The organism is Pantoea sp. ICBG 1758 (assembly GCF_002928325.1).
Classification (GTDB): Bacteria; Pseudomonadota; Gammaproteobacteria; order Enterobacterales; family Enterobacteriaceae; genus Pantoea; species Pantoea eucrina.
In genome coordinates this window covers 686,135-707,320 of record NZ_POWL01000001.1, presented here as the reverse complement: position 1 = coordinate 707,320, position 21,186 = coordinate 686,135, and the positions used below count along the sequence as shown (strand labels likewise).

Annotated in this window: 19 protein-coding genes; 7 read left to right on the top strand and 12 right to left on the bottom strand. The window is 54.2% G+C overall.

All coding sequences use genetic code 11. The features are described 5' to 3' along the window. Window positions 1–15 precede the first annotated feature (15 nt). The 11 genes from C1Y41_RS03445 to otsB form a co-directional block, all read right to left on the bottom strand. Window positions 16–1,695, bottom strand: a complete 1,680-nt coding sequence (locus C1Y41_RS03445; RefSeq protein ID WP_039385812.1) for a methyl-accepting chemotaxis protein — start codon at window positions 1,693–1,695, stop codon at window positions 16–18. Between the two features lie 242 nt (window positions 1,696–1,937). Then, on the bottom strand, window positions 1,938–3,614 hold the full coding sequence (locus tag C1Y41_RS03440; RefSeq protein ID WP_071668764.1) for a methyl-accepting chemotaxis protein: 1,677 nt from the start codon (window positions 3,612–3,614) through the stop codon (window positions 1,938–1,940). A gap of 165 nt (window positions 3,615–3,779) precedes the next feature. Beyond that, the gene (locus tag C1Y41_RS03435) at window positions 3,780–5,456 is read right to left on the bottom strand and encodes a methyl-accepting chemotaxis protein (protein ID WP_039384005.1); all 1,677 of its coding nucleotides are present in this window, start codon (window positions 5,454–5,456) and stop codon (window positions 3,780–3,782) included. A 69-nt stretch (window positions 5,457–5,525) separates the two neighbouring features. Beyond that, window positions 5,526–6,023 (bottom strand): chemotaxis protein CheW, encoded by a 498-nt coding sequence (cheW, locus tag C1Y41_RS03430; RefSeq protein ID WP_039384003.1) that lies wholly within the window; start codon window positions 6,021–6,023, stop codon window positions 5,526–5,528. A 22-nt stretch (window positions 6,024–6,045) separates the two neighbouring features. After that, complete coding sequence (cheA, locus tag C1Y41_RS03425) at window positions 6,046–8,022, bottom strand: chemotaxis protein CheA (protein WP_186368976.1); 1,977 nt, start codon at window positions 8,020–8,022, stop codon at window positions 6,046–6,048. A 10-nt stretch (window positions 8,023–8,032) separates the two neighbouring features. Continuing rightward, complete coding sequence (gene motB, locus C1Y41_RS03420; protein ID WP_039383998.1) at window positions 8,033–9,049, bottom strand: flagellar motor protein MotB; 1,017 nt, start codon at window positions 9,047–9,049, stop codon at window positions 8,033–8,035. Next, window positions 9,046–9,933 (bottom strand): flagellar motor stator protein MotA, encoded by an 888-nt coding sequence (gene motA / locus C1Y41_RS03415; RefSeq protein WP_039383995.1) that lies wholly within the window; start codon window positions 9,931–9,933, stop codon window positions 9,046–9,048. The genes motB and motA overlap by 4 nt, the downstream gene beginning before the upstream one ends. 133 nt (window positions 9,934–10,066) lie before the next feature. Further along, window positions 10,067–10,645 (bottom strand): flagellar transcriptional regulator FlhC, encoded by a 579-nt coding sequence (gene flhC / locus C1Y41_RS03410; RefSeq protein WP_071668763.1) that lies wholly within the window; start codon window positions 10,643–10,645, stop codon window positions 10,067–10,069. Then, window positions 10,645–10,995 (bottom strand): flagellar transcriptional regulator FlhD, encoded by a 351-nt coding sequence (flhD, locus tag C1Y41_RS03405; protein WP_065649518.1) that lies wholly within the window; start codon window positions 10,993–10,995, stop codon window positions 10,645–10,647. Before flhD ends, flhC begins: the two co-directional genes overlap by 1 nt. Before the next feature lie 1,081 nt (window positions 10,996–12,076). Further along, window positions 12,077–13,513: an alpha,alpha-trehalose-phosphate synthase gene (gene otsA, locus C1Y41_RS03400; RefSeq protein ID WP_039383988.1), complete on the bottom strand. Its 1,437-nt coding sequence runs from the start codon at window positions 13,511–13,513 to the stop codon at window positions 12,077–12,079. Further along, window positions 13,510–14,298 carry a trehalose-phosphatase gene (otsB, locus tag C1Y41_RS03395; RefSeq protein ID WP_039383986.1) on the bottom strand — a complete coding sequence of 263 codons (789 nt, stop codon included), beginning with the start codon at window positions 14,296–14,298 and terminating at the stop codon, window positions 13,510–13,512. The genes otsA and otsB overlap by 4 nt, the downstream gene beginning before the upstream one ends. Before the next feature lie 530 nt (window positions 14,299–14,828). Here otsB and C1Y41_RS03390 point away from each other — a divergent pair. The 5 genes from C1Y41_RS03390 to C1Y41_RS03370 all read left to right on the top strand — a co-directional run bounded on the left by C1Y41_RS03390 (window position 14,829) and on the right by C1Y41_RS03370 (window position 17,654). Continuing rightward, window positions 14,829–15,119, top strand: coding sequence for a DUF2913 family protein (locus C1Y41_RS03390; RefSeq protein ID WP_039383983.1), 291 nt, complete (start codon window positions 14,829–14,831; stop codon window positions 15,117–15,119). Between the two features lie 333 nt (window positions 15,120–15,452). Beyond that, window positions 15,453–15,965, top strand: coding sequence for a GNAT family N-acetyltransferase (locus C1Y41_RS03385; protein WP_094111794.1), 513 nt, complete (start codon window positions 15,453–15,455; stop codon window positions 15,963–15,965). 341 nt (window positions 15,966–16,306) lie between these two features. Next, complete coding sequence (locus tag C1Y41_RS03380) at window positions 16,307–16,486, top strand: KGG domain-containing protein (protein WP_039383978.1); 180 nt, start codon at window positions 16,307–16,309, stop codon at window positions 16,484–16,486. Between the two features lie 178 nt (window positions 16,487–16,664). Then, the gene (locus C1Y41_RS03375; RefSeq protein ID WP_094111795.1) at window positions 16,665–16,862 is read left to right on the top strand and encodes a hypothetical protein; all 198 of its coding nucleotides are present in this window, start codon (window positions 16,665–16,667) and stop codon (window positions 16,860–16,862) included. Beyond that, on the top strand, window positions 16,863–17,654 hold the full coding sequence (locus tag C1Y41_RS03370) for a hypothetical protein (RefSeq protein ID WP_039383973.1): 792 nt from the start codon (window positions 16,863–16,865) through the stop codon (window positions 17,652–17,654). It begins immediately after the preceding gene. Here C1Y41_RS03370 and C1Y41_RS03365 read toward each other — a convergent pair. Beyond that, window positions 17,641–20,025 (bottom strand): phosphoketolase, encoded by a 2,385-nt coding sequence (locus tag C1Y41_RS03365; RefSeq protein ID WP_104084790.1) that lies wholly within the window; start codon window positions 20,023–20,025, stop codon window positions 17,641–17,643. The genes C1Y41_RS03370 and C1Y41_RS03365 overlap by 14 nt on opposite strands. A 329-nt stretch (window positions 20,026–20,354) precedes the next feature. On the opposite strand from C1Y41_RS03365, the gene C1Y41_RS03360 reads away from it, so the two are divergent. Both C1Y41_RS03360 and C1Y41_RS03355 read left to right on the top strand, forming a co-directional pair. Beyond that, on the top strand, window positions 20,355–20,522 hold the full coding sequence (locus tag C1Y41_RS03360; protein WP_094111797.1) for a general stress protein: 168 nt from the start codon (window positions 20,355–20,357) through the stop codon (window positions 20,520–20,522). Between the two features lie 165 nt (window positions 20,523–20,687). After that, a complete protein-coding gene (locus tag C1Y41_RS03355) occupies window positions 20,688–21,161 on the top strand; it encodes a ferritin-like domain-containing protein (RefSeq protein WP_039383968.1) in 474 nt (157 codons plus the stop codon). Window positions 21,162–21,186: the final 25 nt, after the last annotated feature.

Below are 21,186 nucleotides of genomic sequence, written 5' to 3'. Positions count from 1 at the left end.
AGCGGCCCGGCTGCATTAAAAGGTTTCCCAGTTATCATCAGCGCCGCGTGCGCCAGTAGCGGGTGCCAGCGCTTTTTGCGCAACCGGCGATACCTTTTTTAACGCTGTAGATACGTTAACGGCCTGCGCGACAAATTCTTTACCAATATTGAACACGGCAACGGATTGTTTCAGGCGGCTGGCCTGCTCTTCCAGAGCGGCAGCGGCCGTCGCAGACTCTTCAACCAGCGCGGCGTTTTGCTGTGTTACCCGGTCCATTTCCGTCACGGCCACGCCCACCTGGTCGATACCTTTGCTCTGCTCATCGGAGGCGGAGGCGATTTCACCCATGATATCGGTCACTCGCGTTACGGCGCTGACGATCTCACTCATGGTTTCACCTGCGCTTTCGACCAGCACCGAGCCGGTGTTAACGCGGCTGACAGAGTCTTCAATCAGCGCTTTGATCTCTTTCGCCGCCTGAGCGCTGCGTTGTGCCAGACTGCGCACTTCACCTGCAACCACCGCAAACCCGCGTCCCTGTTCACCGGCGCGTGCCGCTTCTACGGCAGCGTTCAGCGCCAGGATATTGGTCTGGAATGCGATACCGTCAATAACGCTGGTGATGTCCGCAATTTTCTTCGAGCTGCCGGCGATATCTTTCATGGTGCTCACCACGCCATCGACCACTTTGCCGCCCTGCTGCGCGGTCTCTGAGGCGTTAAGCGCCAGCTGCGAGGCCTGACGTGCATTTTCTGCATTCAGTTTCACCGTTGCGGTAAGCTGCTCCATGCTGGCAGCCGTCTGCTCCAGCGAAGCTGCCTGCTGTTCGGTACGGGAAGAGAGGTCGTTATTGCCCATCGCGATTTCACTCGCGCCGGTATAGATAGCGTCAGATCCATCGCGTACGGTACGCACCGTGCGCGCCAGCTCCTGCTGCATCTCTGCCAGCGAACTGAGCAGATCGCCCACTTCGTTACGTACGCTGACGTCAATACTCTGGGTCAGATCGCCCCGCGCAATGTGGCGGATATGTTCAATGCTCTGCTTCAGCGGCCGGATCAGCGCTGAGCGCATTCCGCTCCAGACCAGCATAATCACCAGCAGCGTCACCAGCAGGGTGCCCAGCACCAGCATAATGGCGTGACGATATGCGCTCTCATTGGCGTCAACGCCCTGCTGCGCCAGGCCCAGATTAGTAGTGAGCCAGGCGTTGTAATCCTTTTCAAATTTGTCCTGCAGACTCTGCGTAGGCTGATCGACAAACCCTTTGAAGTTGCCTGAGCCGAGGAAAACCACCAGCTCAGCCAGCGCATCGCGGTAGGCTTTATAGTTGGCCTGCAGCGCCAGCACGTTCGCAGCGCTTTTGCCCTGCTCCGAAAGGCTGGCATTAAAATCGGCAAAGCCCGCATCGGCGGTTTGCAGCTCCTCATTGGCGAGCGCAACCAGCTCTTTCACCGTGGCCCCCGATCCTGCCATCTGGCTATCCTGTAAATAGCGAATACCGGCGCGGTTTAGCGTATTACGCGCCTGCACCAGCGATACCCAGGAGGTGCCCATGGCGCGCTGCAGGGTACTAAGGCGCTGGTTATAGGCAAAATTATCTTTATCAGCTTTTACCGTTGAGAAGAACATCCCACCGGAAAAGAGCTGCAGCAGCGCAAACAGCGCCAGCACGCAGAGCAGGCCGGAAACAACACGAATACGACTAAACATAAACACCTCATTGGTTGGCGGATCGCTGTAGTTATCGGCGTGGATGAGGGGATCTTTATGCACGCGGCGCGCAGTTTATGCGTTGGGTGCAGAGGTGGCAGTAAGGCAGACCGGGCCAGGAGCGCATTAATGCGCTCCCTGCGGGATTAACGGGCTGGCATTCATGCCGGTGTCTGATTAGCCGTGAATGCGCAGTGTATAAGCATGCAGGGTCGGCATTTATGCCGACCTGGTAAAATCCCTTAAAACGTTTCCCAGTTCGTATCGCTGGCCGGGGCGGCGGTAGCGGCTTTGCGCGCCGGGCTGCGCAGCGGCTGCGGTTTTCTGCTCTCTGTCAGACGCTGAGCGGCCGGCGCTGCAGTACGCGGAATATGAAACACGGCAACCGACTGACTCAGCCTGCTCGCCTGCGCTTCCAGTGAAGCGGCGGCGGCGGCGGACTCCTCGACCAGAGCGGCGTTTTGCTGCGTCACGCGATCCATCTCAGTGACCGCGTGACCCACCTGATCAATACCGCGACTCTGTTCATCTGACGCCGAGGCGATCTCGCCCATGATATCGGTGACGCGCGTGACGGCACCGACAATATCGCTCATGGTGTCACCGGCGGTACCGACCAGCTGCGAACCGGCGTTAACCCGCGTGACCGACTCTTCGATCAGCCCTTTGATCTCTTTCGCCGCCTGAGCGCTGCGCTGTGCCAGACTGCGCACCTCACCCGCCACAACAGCAAAGCCGCGGCCCTGCTCACCGGCGCGTGCCGCTTCAACGGCAGCGTTGAGCGCCAGAATATTCGTCTGGAACGCAATGCCGTCGATAACGCTGATAATATCGGCAATCTTCTTTGAACTACCGGCAATATCACTCATGGTGCGCACAACACCTTCCACCACGTCACCGCCTTTACGGGCAGTATCAGAAGCGCTCAGCGCCAGCTGCGACGCCTGACGGGCATTTTCAGCGTTCTGTTTTACCGTAGCGGTCAGCTGTTCCATGCTGGCAGCCGTCTGTTCCAGCGAGGCCGCCTGCTCTTCGGTGCGGGCGGAAAGGTCATTGTTGCCGGCAGAGATTTCGCTGGCACCGGTGAAAATCGCATCGGAGCCGTCGCGCACATCGCTGACGGTACGCACCAGCGACTGCTGCATCTCATGCAGGCTGGCCGCCAGCTGGCTCATCTCATTGCGTCCTTCCACCTGAATCGGCTGGGTCAGGTCGCCGGATGCGATATGTCGGATATGCCCCAGCAGCGCGTGCAGCGGACGGATCAGCACCACCCGCAGGCCAAACCAGCAACCTGCAATCACCGCGATCACCACGACCATCACCGCGGCCAGCAGCCACATCATGGTGGTAAAGGCGCGCTGGTTCTGGACGACGCCTTTCGCCGCGAGTTCCGCCTGGGCAGTACGCCACTCTTCATAGGTCGCTTTCATTTTGACCTGGCGCGCCTCAATATTCTGCGCAAACATACCCTGCAGATCGTTGGCTTTCAGGCGATCGAGCATCGCTTTCAGGCCGTCGTTAAACGCGTTGTAGTCAGACTCCAGCCGTTCGGTTAAGGCTTCCGGCAGGCCCGGTGTGGAAGGAAGGTTGTAGTAACGCTGGTAGTGCTCTGCGGCCACGCTCAGCTGCTTTTCCGTCTGGGCAATCAGCGCATTGAGCTGTCCGCCGTTGGTTTGCGCTGCCATACTGCCCTGCATACGCAGCATAGCGCGGTTGAGCACGGTGCGGGTCTGATTAAGCTCAATCCACGCATCCGACATAGCGGCAACATTATTGGTAGAGGTCTGTGCGACGGCAAACGCCTCTTTATCTTTGTTCAGCGCTGACCAGAACAGGCCGCCCGAGAGCAGCTGCAGCGCGCCAAAAATCAGCAGCACGGCGATCAGACTGGTAACGACGTTGATACGTTTTAACATGGTGTCTCCAGGAAGAATTTTGACACCCTGTTATCGACGCCAGCCGCAATTAATTGAGGCGGTTTACGCTTCTTTGCGCCAGTCCGGTCCTATTGAAGCTTTTGAGCCTGATTAATAACTAAAAAAATTGCCCTCCGTCACGCATGACAGAGGGCATAACGACACTCAGAAGGTTTCCCAGTGGCTCTCTGCGCCTGTGGTCGTGGCCGCACGACGCGGTGCGGCAGCAACTGCAACTGCAGGCGGGGCAATCTGCGGATGACGCACGCCAGTCACCTGCGCAGCGCCTCGCGTAATGCGGAACAGCGCCACCGACTGGCTGAGGCGGCTGGCCTGCGCCTCCAGTGAAGCAGCAGCTGAGGCCGACTCTTCAACCAGCGCCGCGTTTTGCTGGGTGACCCGATCCATTTCAGTGACCGCGTGACCCACCTGATCGATACCCCGGCTCTGCTCGTCAGACGCTGAAGCAATTTCGCCCATGATATCGGTGACGCGCGTCACCGCACTGACTATCTCACCCATGGTCTCACCGGCGCTCTCTACCAGCACGGAACCACTGTTAACGCGCCGGACTGAGTCTTCAATCAGCCCTTTGATCTCTTTGGCCGCCTGAGCGCTGCGCTGCGCCAGACTGCGTACCTCACCGGCCACAACGGCAAAGCCGCGGCCCTGCTCGCCAGCGCGGGCGGCTTCCACCGCAGCGTTAAGCGCCAGAATATTGGTCTGAAATGCAATGCCGTCAATGACGCTGATAATGTCAGCGATTTTCTTTGAACTGCCGGCAATATCTTTCATTGTCGAGACTACGCCCTCGACAACCGTGCCGCCTTTCTGCGCCGTGCCTGAAGCGGTCAGCGCCAGCTGCGACGCCTGACGGGCATTTTCAGCATTCTGCTTCACCGTTGCCGTCAGCTGCTCCATGCTGGCCGCCGTCTGCTCCAGTGATGCAGCCTGCTGCTCGGTGCGCGCCGAAAGATCGTTATTACCGGCGGAGATCTCACTCGCCCCGGTAAAGATCGCATCCGCGCCGTCGCGCACGTCGCTGACCGTGCGCGTCAGCGCCTGCTGCATCTCATGCAGGCTGGTGGCCAGCTGACTCATCTCATTGCGCCCGGTGATGGTAATCGGCTGGGTAAGATCGCCCTGCGCAATATGCCGGATATGCTGGATGCTCTGATTAAGCGGCTGGATGAGTATCCGGCGCAGCCCGAACCAGCACAGAACACCAACGGCAATCACGACGGTCATAACGGCACCAATCAGCCAGAGCATACGGGCATAAGCCGCGCTGTTTTCTTCTGCGCCAGCCTGCGTAAGACGGTTCTGGTCGGCCCGCCAGCGCGTGTAATCAGCGTAAAAGGCGCTCTGGCTGGGCGCTACCGGCGCTTTATAGGCCTGTACCATATCTTTATTTTGCAGCGCGGCCTGCATTGCAGCCAGCGCCTGACTGTAAGCGCTGTAGCTCTGCTCCAGCTGCTGATTAAGCTGTTTATCCAGCCCCGGCGTATCAGGCAGATTACGGAACAGAGTAAAGTTGTCCGCAGCTCGCTGCTGGAAATCCCGACTCTGTAAGTAAAGTTCGCTGACATCAGCCTCTTTCCCCTCCAGTTTACCGGTAGTGATGCGCAGCAGCATACGCGTCAACACCACCCGGCTCTGGTTAAGGCTCATATAAGCATCGGTGATCGCCGCAAGATTCTGCGCAGAGAGCTGTGAGGCAGAAAAACTGGTTTTGTCATGATGCAGTGCGCGGATAAACAGCGATCCGGACGTCAGCTGCAGGGCAGCAAAAAGTACCAGTACCACCAGCAGGCTGGTGACAACACGAATTCGGGTAAACATAATGGGGTCCATCGAAACAGGATAGTGGTAAAGAAAACGGGCCGCTCTGAGGCGGCCCGGCGGTAAGGTTTATACGCTGCGCAGCGTATCCATCAGCGCCATCTCTTCGCTGCTGAGCAGCTTTTCAATGTCGACCAGAATCAGCATGCGCTCGCCCAGCGCGCCGAGTCCGGTCAGATACTCGGTAGACATCGTCACGGCGAACTCCGGTGCCGGCCGGATCTGCTCATGCGTCAGCGACAGCACATCGGAAACGCCATCCACCACAATGCCGACCACGCGATGCTCCAGATTGAGCACAATCACCACGGTGTTATCGTTGTACTCGACGTCCGGCTGCGAAAACTTCACGCGCAGGTCGATAATTGGCACGATGACGCCGCGCAGGTTGGTCACCCCTTTGATAAATTCCGGCGTATTGGCGATGCGCGTGACCTGATCGTAGCCGCGGATCTCCTGTACTTTAAGAATATCGATGCCGTACTCTTCATCACCCAGGGTGAATACCAGAAACTCCTGGCCGACGGTTTCGCCAGCGATTTTGGTCACGGTTGCCATGTCAGTCATTTTTTTGCCCTTTATTTATCAGTTATGCTGCGGCACCGGCCACACGCTTTTCACGGTTCAGCGACTGCAGTGCGGAGACGTCCACAATCAGCGCTACGCTGCCATCCCCCAGAATGGTGGCAGCAGAGATACCCGGCACTTTGCGGTAGTTACTCTCCAGGTTTTTCACCACCACCTGATGCTGACCGATTAACTGATCGACCAGCAGCGCATAGCGGCGGCCCGCACTCTGCAGAATAACCACGATCCCCTGCGTCGCATCGGTTTTGGCATTCTGCACATCAAAGACGTTCCACAGCTCAACCAGCGGCAGATATTCGCCGCGCACTTCCAGCACGCGCTCTCCGCCAGCCAGCGGCTTCAGCTCTTCTGCCGTTGGCTGCAGCGACTCCATGACGGCGTTCAGCGGCAGGATAAAGACTTCATCCGCTACGCGTACCGACATGCCATCCAGGATTGCCAGCGTCAGCGGCAGCAGAATACGAATGGTTGTGCCTTTGCCCTGTTTTGACGCAATCTCGACATGGCCACCCATCTCCTGGATATTACGTTTCACCACGTCCATACCCACGCCGCGTCCGGAGACATCGGTGACCTGCTCAGCGGTAGAGAAGCCGGGAGCGAAGATCAGCATGCCGACCTCTTCATCACTCATGCTGTCGCTGACCGGCAGCCCTGAAGAGAGCGCTTTAGCCAGAATGCGCTCGCGATTCAGGCCAGCTCCGTCGTCGATCACCTCAATACAGATATTGCCGCCCTGGTGCTCAGCAGAGAGCGTCAGATTACCCGTGGCGGTTTTATTGGTTGCCAGGCGTTTTTCCGGTGTTTCGATACCGTGATCCAGACTGTTGCGCACCAGGTGAGTTAACGGATCGATAATGCGCTCAATCAGGCTCTTATCCAGCTCGGTTGAGCTGCCCAGCAGCGTCAGCTCAACTTCTTTACCGAGCTTGCTCGCGAGGTCGCGTACCAGACGCGGGAAGCGGCTGAACACATACTCCATCGGCATCATACGAATCGACATCACCGACTCCTGCAGGTCGCGCGCGTTGCGCTCCAGCTGGCCCATGCTGTTGAGAAGATCGCCATGGGCGACCGGATCCAGCGCACCGGAACGCTGCGCCAGCATCGACTGGGTAATGACCAGCTCGCCGACCAGGTTAATCAGCTGATCCACTTTCTCCACCGCCACGCGAATACTGCTGGATTCGCTCGCTTTGGCCGGCGCCGCGGCGCGCTTGCTTTCGCGTTTTACTGCCGGTGTGATATCCGTTACCGTCGCGCTCTGCGGCGGCGCGGTTACCGTTTCAGCTGCTGCTTCTGCAAGCGGGGCGGCGGCATCTGCCTGCGGGAAGCGGATCTGCGCTTCATCGATGACAAAGCAGAGCACCGCAACGATGTCATCTTTATCGACACCTTCAATCGTGGCTTCCAGCGAATGCGTGCCTTTAACGACGTCGGTGACGCTGCCGAGGTTGCTCAGCTCCTCCAGCATCAGCTCTGGCTCTTTCTCTTTAAGATCGACCAGCTGCAGGCGCAGGCCGCGGCTGGCAGCCTTCGCCGCTGCAGGGATATCGACTACCGCAGCAGCAGGCGCTTCAGGCAGAATACCTTTCGCTTCCAGTGCCAGTTGACGCAGCGCCTCGCAGATGTAGTTAAAGCTCTCCGCATTAGGCTCCTGCGCAGTTTTATACGCATCGAGCTGTTCCTGCATAATATCTTTGGTTTCCAAAAACAGGTTGATGATGTCGGTGCTGAGCTGCATTTCGCCGCGGCGCGCACCATCCAGAATGTTCTCCAGGATATGGGTTGTCTCCTGTAAAACCGTAAAGCCAAACGTGCCCGCCCCGCCCTTGATAGAGTGAGCGGCACGAAAAATGGCATTTAACTGCTCGGCATCGGGCTCCTGGGGATCCAGTCCCAACAGGTGTTGCTCCATGTCCGCTAACAGCTCATCGGCCTCGTCAAAAAACGTCTGGTAAAAATCGCTGATGTCCATGCTCACGGGATCACCTCGGCTGTGAGGGTTGGTCTGGTGTTACCGCACCCGCAGCGGGCGCTGCGGTGACGGCGGGCGCTGCCGGAGCCGCCGAAGCGGTCGGTGCGGTCGCTGCCGACGCAGCCGGTCCGGCTGGTGCAGTGATAGTGGGAATCATATGTGCCGGATCGCTGACCTGAACGGCATCGCTTTCGGCATTCTCTTTTTCTATGGCGGCTTCAGTATCATGATTTAATACCAGCAGGCTGATACGGCGGTTGACCGCATCATCAGCGCCACGGTTTTTAAGCTTCATCGTGGCGGCCATCCCCACGACGCGCAGCATTTTGTTGCTGTCCAGCCCCCCGATAACCAGCTCCCGGCGGGACGCATTTGCCCGATCGGCGGAGAGTTCCCAGTTACTGTAGCCGCGTTCACCGCTGGCATACTGAAAGTCATCGGTGTGACCAGAGAGGCTGATTTTGTTCGGAATATCGTTCAGCAGCGGCGCAACCGCGCGCAGAATATCGCGCATATAGGGTTCAACCTCGGCGCTGCCGGTTTTAAACATCGGGCGGTTCTGGCTGTCGATAATCTGAATACGCAGCCCCTCCTCCACCATGTTAATAATCAGATGCGGCCGCAGCGCTTTCAGGCGAGGATCGGCTTCAATCAGCTGATCGAGCTTTTCGCGCAGCCGGTTAAGACGGATCTCATCCAGCTGGCGCTTTTGTGCATCCATATCCACCTGCTTTCTGACTTCGCCTTTCTGCTGGGTCGGATCGTCTCCGCCCCCCGGGATCGGGCTCTCGCTGTCGCTGCTGCGTGGTCCGCCCGTAACCGCAACTTTAAGCGGGGTTTTGAAATACTCGGCGATCTGAACCAGCTCCTGCGGATTGGCAATTGAGATCAGCCACATCACCATAAAGAACGCCATCATCGCCGTCATAAAGTCGGCATAGGCAATTTTCCATGAGCCGTGGCTGCCTTCATGCTTTTTATGTTTGCGCCGTTTAACCAGCACAATCGGGCGATTGTCGTGCTTCATGAACTCTGGTCCGAAGTCTGTTTAGCCGGGTTTTTAGCGTTGCGCACGTGCTCTTCCAGTTCAGTAAACGAAGGACGCTCTGTGGAATAAAGCGTTTTACGTCCAAACTCGACGGCGATCTGCGGGGCATACCCGTTCAGGCTGGAAAGCAGCGTAACCTTCACGCACTGCATCATCTTGGTGGTCTCGGCGCACTTCTGACGCAATACCGACGCGAGCGGTGAAATAAAGCCGTAGGCCAGCAGGATGCCGAGGAAGGTGCCCACCATGGCGTGCGCAATTAGCGCGCCCAGCTCTGCCGCCGGACGATCGGCTGACGCCAGCGCATGCACGACCCCCATTACCGCTGCAACAATGCCGAATGCCGGCAAGCCATCGCCGATGGCAGATAAACTTTGCGCTGGTACTTCGCACTCATGCTCATAGGTCTCGATCTCTTCATCCATCAGCGCTTCAATTTCAAAGGCATTCATGTTTCCGCTGACCATCAGACGCAAATAGTCGGTAATAAAATCCACTAACTGTTTATCGGTTAAAATACGCGGATAATTAGCAAAAATTTCGCTCTGCGAGGGATCTTCAATATCGCGTTCCAGCGACAGCATGCCCTGCTGACGGGATTTCGCCATCAGCCGATAAAGCAGCGCCATCAAATCCATATAGACCGCTTTATTATATTTAGAGCCGCGCATCAGCAGCGGCAGCGCCTTAAGCGTCTTCTTAATAGACTTACCGTTATTACCGACCAGAAATGCGCCGATACCTGCCCCGCCAATGATCAGCAGTTCAGATGGCTGATAAAGCGCCCCTAAATGGCCGCCGACCATCAGATAACCGCCCAGCACGGAACCAAGGACCACGATATAACCCAGAATAATCAGCACAAAAACATCCTTACGTCCGTAACGTGTTGGTGGAAGTTAAGCCAGAGGGCCGCAGGCGATATTCACAAATCGGAGGCAAAAAAAAGCAGCGGGGGTAACCCGCTGCTGGATGGCTTCCACAATGCGAACATACTTAAACGGCGCGTTTAACCTGTTCATCCAGCAGTTGTGGAAAGGTATCGGCAGTATCTGCAGAAAGTTTACGTCTTTTTACGGCACGTGAAGGCGGCTGGCACAGGCTGCAGACAAAGCTGCCCGCGGGCTGATGTGCATGATTGATAAAGCTGCCGTGACAGCTTTTGCAGTCAGAGAGTTCCAGCATCCCACTTTCAACGAATCGCACCAGGGTCCAGGCGCGCGTCAGCGCCAACAGCGGGCCCTCGTCCGATTGCGGACACTGCTCAAGGTAGAGACGGTAGGCCTGGATAACAGCCTCCACGCCGCTGCTTAAGCCGGTTTTGAGTAAAAACTGCCAGGCGTTACAGAACATCGAGGCGTGAATATTCTGTTCCCACGTCATGAACCAGTCGGTAGAGAATGGCAGCATACCTTTTGGCGGCGGCGCACCGCGCAGCTCTTTATATAATTTAATTAAGCGACCACGACTTAATTGCGTTTCACTCTCCAGCATCTGCAGACGGGCACCCAGCGTGATCAGCTCCATAGCCAGCTGAATATCACGCGCTTCCTGAACGATACTTTTATCGCTCATTATACTGCCCTCTTTTTGGTGCTGGTTTCAGTTTTTGAAACGCTGCGCAGCAGACGGCTGGATAACAGGATCCCGGTGTGAATTTGCTGCAGATCGTCGACACGTGATTCCTGCGTCAGACGATTAATTAAATTGTGATCGGTAAAGCGGAACTGACATACCAGCTGATTCGTTTCAGCCAGCTTTACCATTTCAGGTAAGGTTAACTGAGCGAGTGCATCTGCCATTGCTTCATCAATACCCAGACGAAACATAGCTGAAGGTTTTTCCTGGTTAATTAAGCGCTGCGCGAGCAGTAAATATGACAGATTGATGTCATATATATGTTTTAGTAATTCTGATGTTCCCATTTTTTCCATCCTGATAGACGCGGCATATATACGGCCACAGAATTTAATCTCTATGGTTCGGGTTGCTGGTTGGTAAATCTAAAGATGGCAAAAAATAAAATCAGGCATAAGCCAACATATATTTAATTGTTTCATTTCCTACCGGGACATTCAGTAGTAGCAGTCAAAATTCCAGGCCATTTTTTCCTGAGTCTTAACCTTCTTCCCTGATGTCTTTTTATCGTTTTTTAAGACTAATCTGAAAACAACGCAAATCTATATGGTCTCCATCCGACATACAACGTGACCGGACCGGAATTTTAGATAAAGTGTGATCTGCGTCACACTTTTAAGGCAAATTTTTTAACCGAAGCTTCAGGGATGCTTGCGTTTTGTCTATTTTTTGCTCAATTTTCAATTTTTCCGCTAATATTTCCTAAGGAATTTCTCATATTTCCGTTTAGTCGACACAGGTCACGTTATGCCGATCCTTTTGTTGCCATGTTGCGGTTATCTCATCACAACCCACTACCCCGGACCTCTGTTGCAGCACAAAACACCAGAAACACCCTTATTTTATAAGTTTTAAATTAATCACTTACAGGGAATATTGCCAGGTGGCATCACTCCCGCATCGTAAACAGCATGTAAAACGTGATGGCGCCTGACAAATGAAGTGTCAAGACAACGTCAGCAAAGGTGAGAAAACGGGTATGGATGTAACTGGCTGTTACATTAGCAAAATGAATGGGTGGTACAGAAAACGCACTGATGTATAACTATCATCGGCATGACCAGAGAAAACTTTAGCTCTGATAACAAAACTTACAAAATCACGGCTGTTTTTGCGCCAGATCCCGCATATTGCTCGCTCATCAACCGGTTAGCGGCACGACATATGAAATCGATTTCTTCTGTATTGCCGCTTCGGTTTCATCGCTTTTTACCGGAGCGCATGCGGATAAGCCGATCGGTAACAGTGAACGGGATGACAAATATGCTTAGCCGGGTTTCTCTTTTTAATAACGCTTTTTGGCGGGCGCACGGCAATAAAAAAGGGAGTGCATTAATGCACTCCCCCATAATCGCTTTCAGCTACCGGTTATGCCAGCTTCTGAAACGTGGCAACTTTATTTGCCGTCCCGTGATCGTCGCCGCGCGCGGGCAGCGCATTGAGATCGTGCAGGAACGTTTCGCGCCAGTGTGAAATATCCTGTTTACGCAGCACCGCCATCATATCGTTATAGCGGGTAATGCGTTCCGTACGTGACATGGTGAGCGCCTTATCCAGCGCCGCAGCCACTTCGTCACGATCGTAAGGATTCACAATAAGCGCCGAGGTCAGCTCGTTCGCTGCACCGGCAAAGCGTGACAGAACCAGCACGCCCGGGTCATCCGGATCCTGTGCCGCCACATACTCTTTCGCAACCAGGTTCATCCCGTCACGCAGAGGTGTCACCAGGCCAACATCGGTGAGACGAAAAATTTTCATCAGCAGACGGCGATCAAAATGCTGGTTGAGATAGTAAAGAGGCGTCCACCCCAGCGTGCCATATTTACCGTTGATGCGGCCCGCTTCGGTCTCCAGCTGGTGGCGGATGTCCTGATAGGCCTGCACATCGCCCCGCGAGGTCGGCGCAATCTGCGAGTAACGAATTTTCCCGCGATGCTGCGGGAAGTTTTCCAGCAGCGCTTCATAAGCCAGAAAACGCTCGGGCAGACCTTTGGAATAATCGAGGCGCTCACAGGCGATGATGTTTTTGGCATCGCCCAGTTCACGCTTCATTGCAGCCATCTTAGGTGGCAGCGGCCCTTCCGCCATCTCTTTGATCGCGTCAGGTTCAATACCAATTGGATAGACTTCGGTCATAAACGTATTGCCGTAAGCCCGATGCTTTTTCTCGCCTTTGTTTTGCAGCTGCGTCTGCTGACTCAGGCTGTCAAGAAACGCAACCCGGTCAGATTCGGTCTGGAAGCCCAGCAGATCATAATCGCTCAGCATCTCCAGCAGTTCCTGATGCGGCGGCAGCGCATTGAAGATTTCCGGCGTCGGGAAAGGAATATGTAAAAAGAAACCGATTCTGTTCGTCACGCCCAGCTTACGCAGCTCGGCTGCAAACGGCAGCAGATGATAATCATGGATCCACAGCACATCATCAGACTGAATCAGCGGTTTGAGACGATGAGCCAGCGCCGTATTGACCCGGCAGTACCCTTCCCAGGCTTCACGCTGATATTGCACCAGATCGAGCCGGTAGTGGAAAGCGGGCCAGATCACTGTGTTAGAGAACTGGCAGTAGTATTGATCATAATCGTTCTGGTTGAGCGGGAAAGAAGCATAGGTGATCCCATCGTGCTCCAGTTTTGCCAGCGGCTCTTCCTCTTCACCCGAATATTCGCTGATCTCTCCGTTCCAGCCAAACCACAAACCACCGGTATTTTTAAGCGCATCAAGAATACCTACGGCCAGGCCGCCTGCGCTGCTTTTGCTTCCGTCGGGGATAGCAATACGGTTAGATACCACGACTAAACGACTCATAACCTGAACTCCTTACCAATATTGTCATGCTCTAATTGTAATAATAGTTGCTCCAGCCACTGCCAGACAGCGTTGGTGTCCGGCAGCCGGTAGCGCGCTTCACTGGGGCCTTCGCCAACTTTGACAGAGATGCCCTGTAGCGCATTGACCGCAAGAAAGCCTTTTTCATCGGTGAGATCGTCACCCACAAACACCGGAATACGTCCTGCAAAAGGCGCTTCCTGCATAAAAGTGTTAATGGCCGCACCTTTATCGATTCCCTGAGGTTTGATTTCGACCACGCATTTGCCCGGCTGCAGCGTGAGCTCAGAGAAGCGGCTAACAATCTGTTCCGCCAGCTGCATAATTGCCTGCTCATGCTCAGGGGCGTTGCGGAAATGCAGCGCAAACGCCATGCCTTTAGCCTCCAGCACTGCCCCTGGCCACTGGCTGAATGCCTGTTCCAGCTCATCATGCAGCGCTGAGGCAACCGTATCCGGCAGTGCATGACGATGAATCTGACCGGTTGCATCGCGGCGCTCTGCGCCGTGCACGCCCGCCGCCGGCGCTTCAAGCGGCGCTGCCAGCTTATCCAGCTGGGATATTGGCCGTCCGGAGACCAGCGCCAGCGCACCGTGGCTGAGATTAGAGATCTGCTGCAGATGCTGACGAACGCGGGCGGGAATGGTGACCTGATCGGGCTGTGCTTCAATGGCTGCCAGCGTGCCGTCAACGTCAAAAAAGAAGGCGTAAAGGCCGCCGCTTAACGACGGCAGGGTATTGATCTCGCTTACCACAGATGTCACGTCTCCTCCTTTTAAGGGTAAAAATCAGGATGTTCAGAGGCGTGCTGCAGATAAAACGCTTAGGGTAAACCACTAATAAATGCGCAACCTTTCCGGGTTAACGCCATGTATAACTGCATAACCTGACGCACAATGAACATCGGCAGCAATAAGTGTAGACCTTATTACGCTTTTTGCCATAAAAGTTGCTGGCCGGAGAAAATAGCATCCGGTTTACCGCTCTGCCCTGCATTTTAATAATCAAAGAAACGATAATAAAAAAATAATAAATGTGTACAGCAGCGGTAAATATGTATGACTTTTTCCTCTGCACTAATTCAGATTATTCCTGTAGCCAGCAGCGGCGTCCTGTAAAAATTAACACAAGAATGAATCCCGGAATGAGAACCGCTTCATCCCGCATAAAGAAATTCTTAAAAAGAGCTGTGCATCCCGTTTTTTTACCGCTTCAGTTGCAGCGGAATTGACCTGAATGATGCATTTATGCACACTGACGCGGGTCAACGATATCGATGATAAAGAGCGATATAATGGTGCAAAATTACAGTCAGCGCGTCCATTTTTACTACTGCATTCTGGTTGCGCTTAAAATCCATGCTCAATCCAAAAAAAGCGCTCATCTGCGGGGGAAAAATAATTTCCTGCTGAAGTGGCTGCGTAATGCGCAGAACAATACGATTTTCCATCCGGATATTACCAGCGAAATTGAGTGGCTGCGTAGCAAGATCATCAGCGCCGGACCCGATGCCGATCTGGAGCCGATGCTGCAATACGTATATGAAACGGCGAAACGCGCGGAAAGTTTACGTTACGGCCTCTGAGGCCGCCTCCGGCCTGCGTTAAGAGAGACGCAATTTAATGAGTTTATTTGCCTGCAGAAGCTTATTCACCCGCGATAAAAACGCAGGCGAATAAAAGCGGTTTCAATATTTACGTCACTCCCTGTTTTGCGCTACCGCAGCGCTGACCAGCTACTCCTGCCAGTCATTATTTTCAGCCTGCCGTCGTGCAAAAAGTGATACCGCTTAAACCCTTATTGCGCGGTTTCAGCAGATCGCTATCACATCCCGCACGCCATTCGCGTATTATCGCCCGTCAGGAGTGTGTACCACTCTGCGTCGCACGTGGCGCAGACTTCATGGAGAATCCGCATAATGGCATTGACTATTCGCCACGCCCGGCCGGAAGACGCCGGCTTACTGCAGCAGCTGGGGCGTATGACCTACAGCGCGCACTTTAAACACCTGTGGGTCTCTGCAGATGAAATGGATGCGTTTATCAGCAAAGAGTACGGCATGGATGCGCTTGCCAGCAGCCTGACCGATGCCAGTGAAAGCTGGCTGATTGCTGAGTCAGCGCAGCCTATCGGTTTTGCCAAAGTAAAGTGGAGTGTGCCGGTGCCCGATTCCGGGATGCGGGGTGCTCAGCTTTGCAAGCTCTATCTCGATCCGCAGGAAACAGGCAAAAACGTCGGAAGACGGATGTTTGAGAGCATCATTGCCAGCGCGCGCAGCCGGCAGGAAGGCTACCTGTGGCTGGAAGTGATGGACGCTAATGTCAGAGCCAGAAAATTCTATGAGGCGTTTGGCATGCAGCATATTAAAGATATTCCTTTTGTCACCGCCTCACAGCAGAGCGTGCTGCAGATTCTGGGGATGCTGATTTGATCCGCCTGCCCTGCGTATCTGACTCAGGGCGAAAAGCCTCTCTGGCTCACATATCTGATTAATTTTGCCAATTATTCCGGATAACCGCCTTAAACCGCTCCGACATCACTGGCCTGTTTAATTCGCTATGCTGCTAATTTAATGACGCTTTTTAATTCTGGCTGCAGCTTTTATATTTTGTGCGCCATAAAAAAATCTTTAAAAGTGCTTTAAAACAATTACTTAATTATATTTTCCGCTTCGCTTGCAGAGACTGCATTCACCATTATTCTTTAAAACGTACCACGCACATAACTGCAATGATTCATCATGTTATTAAACACTCTTCAAGAGGCTATATCATGACTCAGCACAGAGGCGGTTCAGGTAACTTCGCAGACGATAAGCAGAAAGCATCTGACGCGGGCAAAAAAGGTGGACAGAAAAGCGGCAGCGGAAGCGGCGGCAGCTTTAAAGATGACCCTAAAAAAGCATCTGAAGCAGGCAAAAAAGGTGGCCAGAGCAGCCGTAAAGGTTCCTGATTAGCCAGCAGCACAGGGATGTGCTGCAGTTCACCTCTTCGCTCTCTTCTCACTCTCCTCGCTTTAATCTGCCGTTACGCTTGCTGTTTCTCCTGCTGCAGACAACTCTTAAAGTCGTTTTACTTTCCCGGTTTTGCTCCAGACTTAACTTTTAATACTGAAAGGATTTACGCCCGTCATGAAACGTTTTTTATGCTCGCTGTTCAGCAGCCCTGAATCCTTACTGCAGGTCATGACACAACAGGATATCACTGAGTCGATGGAGGATGGTGACAGAATTATAATCGATGAAGATGGCAACGCCTCGGTCAACCCGCTCAGTCCTGAAGTCCATAAAGATTTTGCTGAACACGTTTCAACTCTGAAGGAAATTTAAATGGGCACGGCGATTTTCATGGTTCTGATGGTATGCGGTTACTGGTATACCAGCCGCGATATGTCCAGCCGGCTAAAAATAAAGCGCTCATTCGGCTGGGACGTCTATTTTCTGATTGCCCTTTACGGCTGCATTTTTGTTGTACAAGGGGTGCTGGCAACGGCTATTGTCTGGCTCCTGCTGCTGGGCGCCTCGTTTGCGAATAACACGTTCGGCCTGAGTGCTGAACATCATGCTAACTGGCACGTCGATTTTATGACCTGGAGCTTTCTGGGCATCCAGGCACCGGTGGTCATTATGCTGACCTTTGCGGTGATATTTTGTGTTTACCGCTCCAACTGGGCCGGCAGCGCCCGCCTGACACCCGGCAGCCGTAAAGAGTTATATCAGCGCCTCTCGCGTTCTAACGGTATTGAACAGCTGCTGCTGCACTGCATGGAAGAGGGTGAACTGGCATGGGTTACGCTGAAGTCCCGCCGGATTTACATTGGCATGATCCACGCCGCCACGTTTGAATTTCCCGGCACGGCAAATATCGTGATGATCCCGATGCTGAGCGGCTATCGCGATGCGCGCACGCTGAATCTTGCGATTGAGCACAACTATAGCCGCTGGTATCACGAGCATGAGATCAGTTTCCTCTCCTCACCGAAAAGCGCCCTCGATTTTCGTAAGGTGCTGATGGTTGATCAGATTGAGAGCCTCTCCCTGTTCGACCCGGCCAGCGCCTCCGCGCTGGCTCTGGGGAAAAAACGCTATCAGCGCCGCCGTATGCCGCCTAAACACCCCTGAGAGATGACGCTGAGGACGCAGCGGCTCGCCAGCGCCAGTTGCGTACCTCAGGCACATCTTCACCATACTCCCGCACCCAGGCGTGATGCGCCGCAAGACGCGCCTGCAGATCGTCCAGCAGATCCGGATGATCTTCAGCCACGCCGGGCACATGCAGCAGCGCAGCCTGCGCCAGATGATAGCGATCGAGCCGGTTCAGCACGGTCATATCAAAAGGCGTGGTGGTAGTGCCCTCTTCGTTAAATCCATGCACGTGAAAATTACAATGATTATTACGCTGATAAGTCAGACGATGGATCAGCCCCGGATAGCCGTGGAAGGCAAAGATTACCGGCTTGTCAGCGGTAAACAGGTGCTCAAACTCCGCCTCGCTTTTGCCATGCGGATGCTGCTCATCACTCTGCAGCGCCATCAGATCAACAACGTTTACTACGCGCACGCGCAGCGACGGCAGTAACTCCCGCAGCAGATCGACCGCCGCCAGCGTTTCCATAGTCGGTACATCGCCTGCACACGCCATCACCACGTCAGGTTCATCTGTGCAGCTGGCCCACTGCCAGATGCCCATGCCCGCTTCACAGTGCGCAATCGCGCTATCGATATCGAGCCACTGTGGTGAGGGCTGCTTACCCGCCACGATGACATTGATGCGATCCCAGGTACGCAGACAGTGATCGCCCGTCCAGAGCAGACAGTTGGCATCAGGCGGCAGCCAGACGCGCACTATGTCTGCCTTTTTGTTCACAACGTGATCGAGAAAACCAGGGTCCTGATGGCTGTAGCCGTTATGATCCTGACGCCAGACGTGAGACGAAAGCAGATAATTCAGGGAAGAGACTGGCTGCCGCCACGGCAGTTTGCGCGACACTTTCAGCCATTTAGCGTGCTGGTTAAACATGGAGTCGACAATATGAATAAACGCTTCATAGCAGTTGAACAGGCCGTGACGCCCGGTAAGCAGATAGCCCTCCAGCCAGCCCTGACATTGATGCTCGCTCAGAATCTCCATCACGCGTCCGTCGCGTCCCAGCTGTTCATCCCACGGCTCCAGCGGCGCCATCCAGCTGCGGCTGGTGGCGTCAAATACCGGCGACAACCGGTTTGAAGCGGTCTCATCCGGACCAAAAAGACGGAAATTATCGCTATTGAGGCGAAAAATTTCGCGCAGATAGAGGCCAAACTGATGCGTCGCTTCGCCCTGCTCTGCGCCCGATGCGCTGAGCCCGAGCGCAAACTGCCGGATATCAGGCGTGGCAAGCGGCCGCCGCAGCCGCCCGCCGTTGGCGTAAGGGGTCGCACTCATCCGTTTATCACCCGCCGGAGCCAGCGCCCGTAGTTCAGCGTTTAAACGTCCACTGGCGTCAAACAGCGTTTCAGGCTGATAACTGCGCAGCCACGCTTCGAGGATCTGCCTGTGCGCCTCATCCTCGCGGCATCCGGCGACCGGCACCTGATGCGCGCGCCAGAATCCTTCGACCCTTTTGCCATCAACCTCTTTGGGTCCTGTCCAGCCTTTTGGCGTGCGCAGCACGATCATCGGCCAGCGCGGTATCTCTTCACTATGGGTGCCACTGCGCGCCCGCTGCTGGATGGATGCGATAGTATCAAAAGCGCGATCCAGCGTAGTGGCCATCTCCTGATGCATGCGCTGTGGATCATCGCCACAGACAAAGAGCGGCTCATAGCCATACCCGCTGAAGAGCTGCTGCAAATCTTCGTCGCTGGTGCGCCCCAGCAGCGTCGGATTAGCGATCTTGTAGCCATTGAGGTGAAGAACAGGCAATACGGCCCCGTCACGCTGCGGATTAAGAAAATGGATCCCGTGCCAGCTGGCGGCCAGCGGACCGGTCTCTGCTTCACCGTCACCAATAACGCAGGGCACAATTAAATCCGGATGATCGAATGCGGCGCCAAAAGCGTGCGAGAGCGAATAGCCCAGCTCTCCCCCTTCATTGATTGAGCCTGGCGTTTCAGGCGCCGCATGGCTCGGAATGCCGCCGGGGAAAGAGAACTGTTTGAACAGACGCTGCATACCCTGCTCATCTTCACTGACCTGCGGGTAGATTTCACTGTAGGTTCCCTCCAGCCAGCTATTGGCCACCATACCGGGGCCGCCATGCCCGGGGCCGCAGACGTAAAGCAGGTCAGCGTTGCGCTGGCGAATAACGCGGTTGAGGTGGGCATAGATAAAATTGAGTCCGGGCGTGGTCCCCCAGTGTCCCAGCAATCTTGGTTTAATGTGCTCAGGCAGCAACGTTTCACGCAGCAGCGGATTCGCCATCAGGTAGATTTGGCCCACAGACAGATAGTTCGCTGCTCGCCAGTAGCGATCAAGCAGTTCCAGTTCAGCCGTAGTCACAGAGTCGGTCATCACCTCTTCTCCTCGTTACAGGGTAATAACTAACCTTAATCGAGAAAACAACATGCTGCGAATCAGCCCGCCGACAATATTCATCTGATGCTTCAATAAATTAATTGTTAACCGAAGCGCATAATTATATTTAAACGATGCGGTAATTGTCGCTGCGCTTAAATATAATAAAGACTACAAAATCAGACTCTGCAGATAATTCTTATAAGCACATAATCAAACCGTCCCGCTTGCAGATTAAAGAAACGCGATTACTATTAAATACGCAGCTCGCACATGATTGGTCATTCAGATCATGTCATTATCAACTCATGAAGAGGAAATATATTATGACTCAACATCGAGGCGGTTCAGGTAATTTCGCAGACGACAAACAGCGGGCATCTGAAGCGGGTAAAAAAGGCGGACAGCATAGCGGCGGAAGTTTCGGCAACGACCGTGAAAAGGCGTCTGACGCTGGCAAGAAAGGGAGTCAAAGCGGCAATCGCGGCGCCTGACAGCTTATTTCAGGGATAAACTCTGCGGCGCAGTGATTGCGCGTTTAATGACTATTCCGCATCAGAGAACGCTAACCTCTGCTGTCTGAAATCTCATATTAATGAATAAACTGCATACGTCATTTGACGTCTGCTTTGCTGTTTATTACTGCATGGAGAACGCTTATGAAAGTTGAATCTTTGCTCGACCTTTTTATTCACGATCTTTCAGATGTTTATAGTGCAGAAAAACAGATTACCCGCGCGCTGCCCAAAATGGCGCGTGCAGCTTCTGATGAAACGCTTAAAGCAGCTTTTAAACAACATCTGGAAGAGACCCAGGGACAAATTGATCGTCTTGATCAGGCAGTGGAAGCGCACGAAGAATTACGCATTAAACGCATGAAGTGCCATGCGCTGGAAGGTCTGGTAGAGGAAGCGCAGGAGCTGATTGACGCGACCGAAGCGGGCCCGGTGCGTGATGCTGGCCTGATAGGCGCGGCGCAGAAAGTTGAACACTACGAAATTGCCACCTACGGCACGCTGGTGGCCATGGCCAAAAAGCTGGGCCTCGATCAGGCCGCCAGTCTGCTGGCAGAAACGCTGGCTGAAGAAAAATCTACCGATGAAAAACTCACAACCATTGCGGAACAGCAGTAACGCATTATTACAAAGGCCAGCCTAT

Excerpts from the sequence above, each read along its gene's own strand:
- C1Y41_RS03355 (WP_039383968.1), top strand. The coding sequence starts at position 20,688 with ATGAAAGTTGAATCTTTGCTCGACCTTTTTATTCACGATCTTTCAGAT.
- flhD (WP_065649518.1), bottom strand. The coding sequence starts at position 10,995 with ATGGGAACATCAGAATTACTAAAACATATATATGACATCAATCTGTCA.
- cheW (WP_039384003.1), bottom strand. The coding sequence starts at position 6,023 with ATGACTGACATGGCAACCGTGACCAAAATCGCTGGCGAAACCGTCGGC.
- C1Y41_RS03375 (WP_094111795.1), top strand. The coding sequence starts at position 16,665 with ATGAAACGTTTTTTATGCTCGCTGTTCAGCAGCCCTGAATCCTTACTG.
- C1Y41_RS03440 (WP_071668764.1), bottom strand. The coding sequence starts at position 3,614 with ATGTTAAAACGTATCAACGTCGTTACCAGTCTGATCGCCGTGCTGCTG.
- motB (WP_039383998.1), bottom strand. The coding sequence starts at position 9,049 with ATGAAGCACGACAATCGCCCGATTGTGCTGGTTAAACGGCGCAAACAT.
- C1Y41_RS03390 (WP_039383983.1), top strand. The coding sequence starts at position 14,829 with ATGGTGCAAAATTACAGTCAGCGCGTCCATTTTTACTACTGCATTCTG.
- C1Y41_RS03360 (WP_094111797.1), top strand. The coding sequence starts at position 20,355 with ATGACTCAACATCGAGGCGGTTCAGGTAATTTCGCAGACGACAAACAG.
- C1Y41_RS03385 (WP_094111794.1), top strand. The coding sequence starts at position 15,453 with ATGGCATTGACTATTCGCCACGCCCGGCCGGAAGACGCCGGCTTACTG.
- C1Y41_RS03370 (WP_039383973.1), top strand. The coding sequence starts at position 16,863 with ATGGGCACGGCGATTTTCATGGTTCTGATGGTATGCGGTTACTGGTAT.
- flhC (WP_071668763.1), bottom strand. The coding sequence starts at position 10,645 with ATGAGCGATAAAAGTATCGTTCAGGAAGCGCGTGATATTCAGCTGGCT.
- C1Y41_RS03365 (WP_104084790.1), bottom strand. The coding sequence starts at position 20,025 with ATGACCGACTCTGTGACTACGGCTGAACTGGAACTGCTTGATCGCTAC.
- C1Y41_RS03445 (WP_039385812.1), bottom strand. The coding sequence starts at position 1,695 with ATGTTTAGTCGTATTCGTGTTGTTTCCGGCCTGCTCTGCGTGCTGGCG.
- cheA (WP_186368976.1), bottom strand. The coding sequence starts at position 8,022 with ATGGACATCAGCGATTTTTACCAGACGTTTTTTGACGAGGCCGATGAG.
- otsA (WP_039383988.1), bottom strand. The coding sequence starts at position 13,513 with ATGAGTCGTTTAGTCGTGGTATCTAACCGTATTGCTATCCCCGACGGA.
- C1Y41_RS03435 (WP_039384005.1), bottom strand. The coding sequence starts at position 5,456 with ATGTTTACCCGAATTCGTGTTGTCACCAGCCTGCTGGTGGTACTGGTA.
- C1Y41_RS03380 (WP_039383978.1), top strand. The coding sequence starts at position 16,307 with ATGACTCAGCACAGAGGCGGTTCAGGTAACTTCGCAGACGATAAGCAG.